Annotated in this window: 1 protein-coding gene; it reads left to right on the top strand. The window is 58.0% G+C overall.

Annotated features, from left to right (window positions below; translation table 11 throughout):
- Positions 1–13: 13 nt before the first annotated feature.
- On the top strand, positions 14–1,416 hold a 1,403-nt coding region (locus tag C6W92_RS17430), incomplete at its 3' end, for an MATE family efflux transporter (RefSeq protein ID WP_129435390.1).

Raw genomic sequence — 1,416 nt, 5'->3', positions numbered from 1 at the left:
AGAGAGATTTGAGATGACGACCGAGAACAAGGCGGTGTTCACCACTGGCAGCATTATGCGTCACGTGTCGGTTTCATCTTTTACGGCGAGCATCGGCCTGATGGCGATTTATGCGGTCGATCTGATAGACCTGATATTCATTTCGATGCTCGGGTATGAGGTGTTGGCCGCCGCAGCGGGCTATGCCAGCGCCCTCATGTTCTTTACCAGCGCTATCAATATCGGGGTGTCGGTCGCTGCGGGAGTCTTGGCATCGCGGTCAATCGGCTCGGGTGACAAGCTGGAGGCCCGGGAATACGCCACCAGTACAGCGATGTTTTCTGTGTTGACCTCTATCATTATACCACTGATTCTATTGTCAAATATAAAGTTTTTCCTGGGGCTTCTGGGTGCCGAGGGCAAGGTGGCCGAACTGGCTGCAACCTATCTTTGGATAATCATCCCGTTTACGTGGGTATCCGGGCTGTCCATGGTCACCGTAACGGTCCTGCGAGGCTACGGTGAGAACCGGTTGGCGATGTTCCCATCGCTTTTCGGGGCGGTGACCAACGCCGTACTGGATCCAATCTTGATCTTTGGTCTGAATATGGGAATGGAGGGCGCGGCCTGGGCGACGGTGGCGGCACGGTTCGTGACGCTCGGCTTCGCGCTTTATCCGGCGATGCGCCGCCACAACGCCTTTGTCGCACCTAAACTCAGGTTGCTCTGGCGTGATTACCAGCCGGTTTCATACTTCGCCTTTCGGGCTGTATTGACAAACGTGGCCACGCCAATCGGCACCGCGATCGTTACCCGCGAAATGTCGAAATTTGGCCCTGAGGCGGTCGCCGGCATGGCGGTGATCGGGAGGCTGACGCCGGTTGCATTCTCGGTGATCTGGGCGCTTGCGGGCGCCATCGGGCCGATAATCGGCCAGAATTTCGGCGCCGGCGACATGGAGAGGGTCAAGAGGGCTTATGTCGACGCTCTCAAGTTCGTTGCGATCTACGTGCTGTTCATCACCCTGGTCCTGCTCGTGTTCCGTGGCCCGATCGCCGCGCTGTTCGGTGCCGAGAACCTGACGAAGTCGCTGATATTCCTCTTCTGCTTCCCCTTGGCGCTTGCCTCCTTCTTCAATGGCGCGATTTTCGTCGCCAGTGCCTCGTTCAATACGCTGGGCCGCCCGTCTTATTCGACATGGTTGAGTTGGGGGCAGAACACCCTGGGCACCTGGCCCTTCGTCGTCGTTGGCGGTATACTCCTCGGCGCGCAGGGAGTGTTGATCGGGCAGGCTATCGGGAGCGTCGTATTCGCTTCAATCGCGATATGGCTGGGCTGGCGGCTGATCAACAACCCGCCGGATAATCGCGGTATGCTCCGCCACCATCACCCCCTGTTTGGTCATGGCAGCCTCATCGCGCATACTCTACACAAGCA

Origin of the sequence: Roseovarius sp. A46 (assembly GCF_004126395.1) — a bacterium.
Taxonomy (GTDB): Bacteria; Pseudomonadota; Alphaproteobacteria; order Rhodobacterales; family Rhodobacteraceae; genus Roseovarius; species Roseovarius nitratireducens.
This window is presented reverse-complemented; position numbering and strand designations above follow the sequence as displayed.